The sequence below is a fragment of the Streptomyces gardneri genome (assembly GCF_006539185.1).
Taxonomy (GTDB): Bacteria; Actinomycetota; Actinomycetes; order Streptomycetales; family Streptomycetaceae; genus Streptomyces; species Streptomyces gardneri.
Genome location: NZ_BJMN01000016.1, coordinates 67006 through 74205, shown reverse-complemented (window position 1 = coordinate 74205; position 7200 = coordinate 67006). Strand labels below are relative to the sequence as shown.

The 7200-nt window shown below is 67.7% G+C and carries 9 protein-coding genes; 4 read left to right on the top strand and 5 right to left on the bottom strand.

Translation table 11 applies throughout. The features are described from left to right. Both SGA01_RS14310 and SGA01_RS14305 read left to right on the top strand, forming a co-directional pair. A partial coding sequence (locus SGA01_RS14310) for a galactose oxidase early set domain-containing protein (protein WP_141296876.1) occupies positions 1-1047 on the top strand: 1047 nt, incomplete at its 5' end. Positions 1048-1340: 293 nt separating this feature from the next. After that, positions 1341-1511, top strand: coding sequence for a hypothetical protein (locus SGA01_RS14305; RefSeq protein ID WP_229918367.1), 171 nt, complete (start codon positions 1341-1343; stop codon positions 1509-1511). Positions 1512-1834: 323 nt separating this feature from the next. Here the strand turns inward: SGA01_RS14305 and SGA01_RS14300 are convergent, their stop codons facing one another. Continuing rightward, positions 1835-2203 carry a hypothetical protein gene (locus SGA01_RS14300; RefSeq protein ID WP_141296874.1) on the bottom strand — a complete coding sequence of 123 codons (369 nt, stop codon included), beginning with the start codon at positions 2201-2203 and terminating at the stop codon, positions 1835-1837. Positions 2204-2513: 310 nt separating this feature from the next. Between SGA01_RS14300 and SGA01_RS14295 the strand changes: the two genes are divergently transcribed. Next, positions 2514-2990, top strand: a complete 477-nt coding sequence (locus tag SGA01_RS14295; protein ID WP_141296873.1) for an SRPBCC family protein — start codon at positions 2514-2516, stop codon at positions 2988-2990. Positions 2991-3212: 222 nt separating this feature from the next. On the opposite strand, the gene SGA01_RS42005 is transcribed toward SGA01_RS14295, so the two are convergent. After that, positions 3213-3500 carry a hypothetical protein gene (locus tag SGA01_RS42005; RefSeq protein WP_229918368.1) on the bottom strand — a complete coding sequence of 96 codons (288 nt, stop codon included), beginning with the start codon at positions 3498-3500 and terminating at the stop codon, positions 3213-3215. Between the two features lie 619 nt (positions 3501-4119). Here SGA01_RS42005 and SGA01_RS14285 point away from each other — a divergent pair. Continuing rightward, positions 4120-4551, top strand: a complete 432-nt coding sequence (locus SGA01_RS14285) for a DUF8189 domain-containing protein (RefSeq protein ID WP_141296872.1) — start codon at positions 4120-4122, stop codon at positions 4549-4551. A 722-nt stretch (positions 4552-5273) separates the two neighbouring features. Here the strand turns inward: SGA01_RS14285 and SGA01_RS42875 are convergent. The 3 genes from SGA01_RS42875 to SGA01_RS41035 form a co-directional block, all read right to left on the bottom strand. After that, on the bottom strand, positions 5274-5540 hold the full coding sequence (locus SGA01_RS42875; RefSeq protein ID WP_359105632.1) for a transposase: 267 nt from the start codon (positions 5538-5540) through the stop codon (positions 5274-5276). Between the two features lie 37 nt (positions 5541-5577). Next, entirely contained in the window at positions 5578-5871 is a 294-nt protein-coding gene (locus tag SGA01_RS14275; RefSeq protein WP_229918369.1) for a hypothetical protein, read from the bottom strand. Positions 5872-6749: 878 nt separating this feature from the next. After that, the gene (locus SGA01_RS41035) at positions 6750-7199 is read right to left on the bottom strand and encodes a hypothetical protein (protein ID WP_167534095.1); all 450 of its coding nucleotides are present in this window, start codon (positions 7197-7199) and stop codon (positions 6750-6752) included. Between the last annotated feature and the right edge of the window lies 1 nt (position 7200).

Here is a 7200-nt window from a genome sequence, read left to right as displayed (position 1 = left end):
AAGCCGATCGGCTGGGGGGTGGACAAGCTCACCACCGAAGCCCCGTTCAAATGGGACTACCCGCACCTGTTCTCGCTGCGCGACGGGAAGATCTACGGGCTCGGCCGCTCCGTGGACCAGCAATGGCTCTTCGACACCACCGCCGACACCAAAACCGACCTGCCGAACCGCCCGGACATCAACAAGGACAAGCCCGGCCCGGACGGCGGCGAGTGGAGGCGCAACTACGGCTCCGCGGTCCCCCTGCCGGCCGGCTTCAGAGGACCCGACTCGGTCCTGGTCCTCGGCGGCGACCGCAACGACCCGAACACCTACCGCCTGGCCGGCGGAAAGTGGAACACCGAGAAGCCCCGCGCCTTCGGCCGTACCCAGGACGACACCCTGCTCCTCCCGAACGGCAACCTGCTCACCGTCAACGGCGCCTTCGACATCCGCGACTACGGCAACGGACCGTACAACCCCAACGCCGACCTGAAGTACCGCCAGGTCGAACTGCGCGACGAGAACGGCGACTGGAAGCTCGGCCCCGTCCAGCGGCTGCCGCGCGGCTACCACTCCAACGCCGTGGTCCTCCCGGACGGCCGCGTCATGATCACGGGCGACGAGCTCCAGCAGCTCGCCAACGATCCCGACATCACCGACAACAACAACGGAAGCATCGAGATCTACGAGCCGGCCTACCTCCACCAGGGCAGCCGCCCTGCGCTCGGCCTGATCTTCAACCCCAGCGTCGGCTACAACGAGAAGATCACGGTCAGTACGAGTACACCCGGCGACGTCACCCGCGCCGTCCTGCTGGCACCAACCACGGCGACCCACTCGATCAACACCAGCCAGCGTCACGTCGAACTGCGCATCAAGAGCCACGGTGGCAACTTCCTGGAGCTTCAGGCCCCACCGACCGCCGCCGCGGCGCCACCCGGCCACTACATGCTCTTCCTCCTCAACGAGGAGGGCGCGCCGAGCAAGGCCGGCTGGGTGCAGCTCAAGCCCCCGACGGCCGCCACCACGAGTCCCACCACCGCCAAGGTGAAGACCGACGGCTGACACCCGCTGCCTTCTCCGGGGCGAGCCTCCAGCCGGGTCACGGGAAACGGCTGGGGCTCGCCGTCTACTGCGCAGCGCAACACAGCACAGCATTCAGGTCGCACGGCGCCAAGCCTTCCCGCACAGGCCGCGTCTCAGGTACCAGCCGGATCTCCTCGGCGCGGGCAGCGACGTTCCGGACCACGGCCGTCGACCAAACGCGCCGACCATGCCGGGGCGGCGAAGGCGCCCCGGATGGGGGCGGAGCCGGGCATGATGAGCACGTGCCGAGTTATATACCTTCCCCTCACGAAGTGACCGCCGCGATGACCGAGAACGGCGGGTGGACGAAGAAGCAGCTAGCGGAGTGGGGCATCCCGTTCCCCCCGCCGCAAGGGTGGCGCAAGCACCTGGAGGCGAAATGGCGGGGCGAGGACGTCGCCGATCTGCCTCGGCCAGAACCCGACCAGGACGCCCTCTTCTGACCACCTGGCCCGCAGCGACAGGCCGGCAACGCCACTGTGCTGGCATCTCGCCGTCCATGAAGTGTGCTAGCTGGTCACGACTGTTGCGGCGCCCCTCCAGCGGAGGCAGGCCGGGAGCGACGCACGCGTGCCAGATCACCTCGACCATGATCCCCGCCGCCGCCTCTTACCACTCCTCGTCCTCGCACATCGGAATGGCGGCGGCGTGGCCCATCGCGCCGGCGGCCTTCCGCGCAGCCACGGCTGCCCCTCTTGGCGACGCAGGAGGCCAGCACGGCAGGAACGTTTAGGACACGTCCGCGGTGGACCCTTGGTCTGAGCCCTCACTGATTCTCATCCAAGCGGATGGCACGCTGCAGCTTGTCAACCGCTTCGTGGCTCGTGCCCTCGCGCTGTTCCAGCAGCGCCGCGGCAATCGCGTCCAGCTTGCGTTGCACTGCGTGCGTGTCACGCCGTTCGGTGTTCTTCAGCAGAGCGAGCAAGAGAAGGCTGACCGACGCCATGGCATCTCCGGCGAAGATCAACCAGGACAACGGCACGTGCACGAAGTGCAGCGCGAACGTGCCGAGGACCAGAAGCACACACAGGAAGTAGAACAGTGGAGAGCTGGTGACGTTCGACGCCCCATCCGAGAACGCCGCGAACCGGTCGCGTCCGGCACCGCCCCGCTCAGCGGGATGATCAGTGGTCATGCCCGCCATGTTCCCTGGCCACGACCGATCGCACCGGCAACATGGTGCGGCGGGCGCGCCTCGGCGCTACCGCCACCTGCACTCGCCCGCAGGGCGGGGTGAACCAGGCGGGCCCGGAGGGCCCCTCCTGGTACCAAATGCGGCTACCGCCCTTCGTTTGACCCGACCCGACCTCACCGGCACCAGAGCCACCCCGGTGAGGCGGATCCGCTGCGGGTGCGTGCTGTGCACCCCGCGGCTACGGTCGATGAGCACGCCGAGCAGCCGCTGAGGCGTGTCGTGCCTGCCCTGGAGAAGGAGCGTGGTCGGTGTGGCCCGGAACCGCCGTCTGGTCCTCAGCTCGCCGTCCGAGGTCTGGAGCCTGCTGGCCGACGGCCACCGCTACGGGGAATGGGTGACCGGCACCCAACAGGTCCTCGACGCCGATCTGCACTGGCCGGACGTGGGCGCCCGGCTGCGGGTCCGGGTCGGCCTCGGCCCGCTGACCCTCGACGACATCTGCGTCGTCCGCATCTGCGAACCGCAGCGCCGTCTGGAGCTGGAGGCGAAGGCGGATCCCTTCGGCGCGGCCCGCATCGCCATGAACCTGATCCCCTGGGGCGAGAACACGCTCTTCGTCCTGGACTGGCACGCCCTGCGGGGCCCCGGCACCCGGATGCACGGACTCCCCATGGACTACGCCGTCCGGATCCGAAACGGCATGATGCTGACGAAACTGGCCCGGATCGCGGTGCGCGAGCACGGCGGAGGCGACCTCCGCGCCCCGCAGCACACGGGGAGCGGCTGAGTGGACGCCGCGGGCGTAGGCATGAGCACGGGGGCGCTCCGAGCACCGGCTCTACGCCGTCCTCATCCCACACGGGCGCTACCGCCTGGTCCAGGTGCACGCGCAGCCCACGGGTCTTCAACCGGATGTCGACCACCGATCCGATCGCCACGCCGCCCGGCCGGGCGAAGTCGAAGTCGGCCTCCTCCTCGCGGCTGCGCAGCCAGGCCCGGGCGGCGCACTTCACATACAGGTGGTCGGCACTGGCCGCACCCCGGGCGCTGCGGCCGCAGTGATGCGACAGCCGTCCAGACCGGGAAGATGGGCGAAATGGCAGACACGATCGGTGTAGAGCTTCGTGGTCAGCCGCACCACGCAGCCTCCGAGTAGCAGCCCGCGCCAGAACGTGTCGTGATCGTGCTGCTGGCGAAAGGCGTCCAGCTCGATCGCTTCCAGCGGGAGAATCAGCGGCTCCTCGGAGTCCGCGCTGCCCAGTAGCGCCGTCTGAATCTGCCGCCTGTCACCTCGCACGAACCCTCACCATTCGTCCCAACTCAGCGTGCCACCACACCCGCAGACTCCGCAGCCGATCACCGTGGACCGCTCCCGGCGCGCGGGGGCCACACCGGGCTGGTCCACGGTGCTACTCCGAGGTTCTCGGGTCGTTCCTTGTGCGCGTGGGCCGCAATCTGTCGCCCAGCAGTCCCTCCATCGGCTGCCGCCCGCGTTGAAGTCGGCAGTGCCGTACGTCACCTTCGAAGGCTGCGGGACGACCATCTGGTCGCCTCTGGCAATCATGGGCGTCACCGGCGGGTTGGTGTCGCCCATCTCCTCGGCCATCCGTACCCGCCACTCCCCGACCAGCACGACAAGCCGCGCCCTGACTCGGGCCCGGCGACGCTGGGGCAGCTTGCGTGCGCTGTCGACATGCCGACCACGACCGCGTCCAGACGCCGGTAGGTGAACGGGGCCGGGACGAACGCGCTGCTCGCGGCCCATGTGGCGCGCGAACTCGTCCCGCGCTGACGTAAGCGAATCGCCAGCGTGGCGTTAGAGGAGAGGTCGAGGATATTGACATGCCGGGGACGTCGAGGCGTTGGCTCACCCTCTTTCCCGGCACGACCACGCCACTATGCAAAGGAACATGGACATGCGCAGATTCAAGAGTGCCCTCGCGGCAGTTGCGGCCCTGGCCGCCTTCGCCGGGGTTGGTGTCGCGGCGGCGCCGGCGCAGGCGGCGACCTACTGCACGAACAAGAGCCAGAAGTTCTTCTGCGAGTACGGCATCTCGACCACGAAGTTCCCCGACGGGACGAAGGAAGAGTTCGTCGTCGGCGCCGATCATGCGGTGTGGACGAACTGGACCTACACCGACGGCTCCTGGAACGGCTGGGTATCCATGGGCGGGTGGGTAAAAAGCGGGATCGAAATCGGCTATCTGCAGGACAACCCCTACAACTTCACCATCGCGGCCATCGGCAGCGACGACAACTACTGGTTCCGGGTGCGCTACACCAACGGCTCCTGGAGCAATTGGCAGGTGAGCTGCAACGTCAACCCGAACGGTCCGGGCTGCCCGTGACCGCCGCCGGTAAGTGAGGCGAGCTGGACGCCCTGAAAGCTCGCCCCCGAGGGCACATCCTGATCCGACAGGATGAGGGATTGAGAGTGCTACCGGCGAGGGCGGTCACGCGGGGATCAAGGAACCCTGGACCGGGACAGGGTCAGGGTGGCCGGGGCTGCTGGTGGTCAAGGTGCTGCGCGACCGCCCACGTCGCCGATCCCTGGTCCGGACGCGGCCGCGGAAATGGAGGGGGAACTGGAGAAGGCGCTTGATGCTCTGGTGGGCGCAGCTATTCGTCCCACTCGCCCTCTGGTTCGGATTCCCGTACGAACCAGAGGTCGAGGGTGTACTGCTCAGCCGTGGGGCACTTCTCCACGCTGCTCCTATCTGTTGATCGTCCCATTGCTCCTCGGCACCGCGCTGGGTGCACGTGTTGTAGTAGGCAGCCGTGGCTTCGCGCCCGCTCCATGCCGCGTGCCCGTCGTAGACGCCGGGGCGGGGCAAGTCCGTCGTGCCCGCCGGCCCGAAGGAGAGCTGATTGACGACGAGCTGGCCCGTCTCTGATTCCAGAGAGACCGGGACCGTGCCCTCGGCGTCTTCCGGGGGCTTCTGGCTGATCGGGGTGTAGAGGTCGTCGTGGGTGGCCGGGTCCCGCAGGGAGATGACGCTGACGGCCGGGACGAAGCAGTGCTCGCGGATCGGGTTGACGACGCCGAAGCCCAGCGCGGGCGGGAGCTCGTTCAGCGTGTCGGCGAGGATGCCGAAACCGTGGAGGGGTGCCGCCGGGCGCGCCGTCGATGTCGGGCAGGTTGCTGGTGCCGCAGACGACTGTAGGCACCCTTCCACGAGCCGAACTCCGCAGGCGGGTCCATCCACGGAGAGCCTGCACGGTACTTCCAGGCAATGGCATCGATAACCTGCCGGTGGTCACGCCACCGTCCTCCCCGGCGAGGAGTCCGGTCCGGCAGCAGGGGCTCGATCCCGGCCCACTGGGCGTCGGTCAACACGCTCAGGACAACGACAGGCGCCCCGCGCCGCAACGGCTCAGAACCCGACCATGGACTTGTCGAGCACTCCGCCCAGCGCACCGTAGGCGCTGCAGCGAACCGAGTGCCTTGCCCTACGGCGCAGCCCGAATCCCACGAGGAACGACAAGCCGAAGAGCCCGCCAAGGACCACCGTCACGACCGGGTCGTAAACGAAGTACGTGAAGCACGCCACCACAGTCCAGATAAGGACCGGCAGGAGCGAGCCGCGCAGCACCGTCCAGAACCCGATCCACTCAGGTCCCGACGGCAGCGCACGGTCATGCCACACCTCGATGTGGTTCCTGGTCACGCTCAGGTCGCATGGATCCATCACATCACCGGTAGCTCGGCATTTGTCCAGTGATCCATAAGAAGCGTCCTAACGCCGCGAGCAATCGCTGGCCTCGAGCGAGTTCCGCGGAACGGCCCCCTCCCCCGCACCAGGTGGCGAGGCCGTCCACGCTGGGCTCGACCCGGGCCGGCACCTCACCGGCCGCGGAAGTCCAGTCGATCTGGTTCCTGATCTGGCCCCAGGCGGCCAAGGCGTCAGCGCTCACGGTAGGGCAGTACTTCCGCAAGGGCGACGAACTGCCAGGCTGGGCTGTGGGAGTGCACTTCTAAGGAACGCGTGGAAGGCGGGTACGCCGATCAAGTTCCATACCCGGAGATCGAGGCAGTTGTTGCCCTGGACGCAGGACAGACTTTCCATGTGACAGTGACTGGCACAGCCGTCGTCGACTCCGGACTCGTCGGTCATGTGTACTCGTACGCCGAGGCGCAAATGTGGAATTGGGTTCCCTGGATCACCGTGACACTCTCAAGAGACCGGGAGGTCTCAGGTTCCTACGGATCAGTCATCTGGCCTCACAGTTCACAGTCGGGTCGCCAGGATGGTTCGTGCACGTTGCCGCCGGTCATGACCGATGAATGGACTGAGGCGGCTCACCGCCGTCCCTGTCGCTGTACGGGTGATCGGTCCTACAACGGCGAAGGCGGTCTCAACCAACAGGAAGGCCATGGCCCGGATTGTCATGAGCCGGGCCTTCCCTCGCAGACGTGCCGAAGAGCGGGGATCGGCGGCGACTGCGAAGGGCTCACCCCCGTGCTCCGGCCACTGACCCCCTGCACCAGTTCGAAGCGCCCGGCCCTCCGGTGGTGCCAGGGGGCCGGGCGCTTACGTAGAGCGGTTCACCCCTGCAGCTTCATGCCCTCGGGTGAAGTGAGGCCCTTGTCTGGGTGCGCGCGGAACGTCGCCGTCCAGACGGTGGGCGGACAAGAAGTGCCGTTGGGGTGCTGCTCCGTCAGTTTGGCCCGGGTGTTGTCTTCGACGACCGTGTCACCGCTCTTCGCGGACGTCACGGTGAGCCGCACCTGCACGGTGGACGAACCGATGTCGTCGGGGAGCCGGACCGACAGCGACGCGAACGGGTCATCGGGACTGCCCGACGTCCGCTCCTCGCAGGTTCCGTCCACACATAGACGGATCCTCACCGCGTCCCGGCCGCCGAAGTCGGCGGGCTGCCACACGGCGGAGACATCGGAGTCTGCGTCGGCCTTGGTACACGGCGTGTCCTGACCGAGGGACGAGCATCCGGCCAGGGCCACCGCCAGCAATGGGACGAGAAGGACTCGGCGCATG

Coding starts and splice junctions, on each gene's coding strand:
- SGA01_RS14300 (WP_141296874.1), bottom strand. CDS start 2,203: ATGACCACTGATCATCCCGCTGAGCGGGGCGGTGCCGGACGCGACCGG.
- SGA01_RS14285 (WP_141296872.1), top strand. CDS start 4,120: ATGCGCAGATTCAAGAGTGCCCTCGCGGCAGTTGCGGCCCTGGCCGCC.
- SGA01_RS41035 (WP_167534095.1), bottom strand. CDS start 7,199: ATGCGCCGAGTCCTTCTCGTCCCATTGCTGGCGGTGGCCCTGGCCGGA.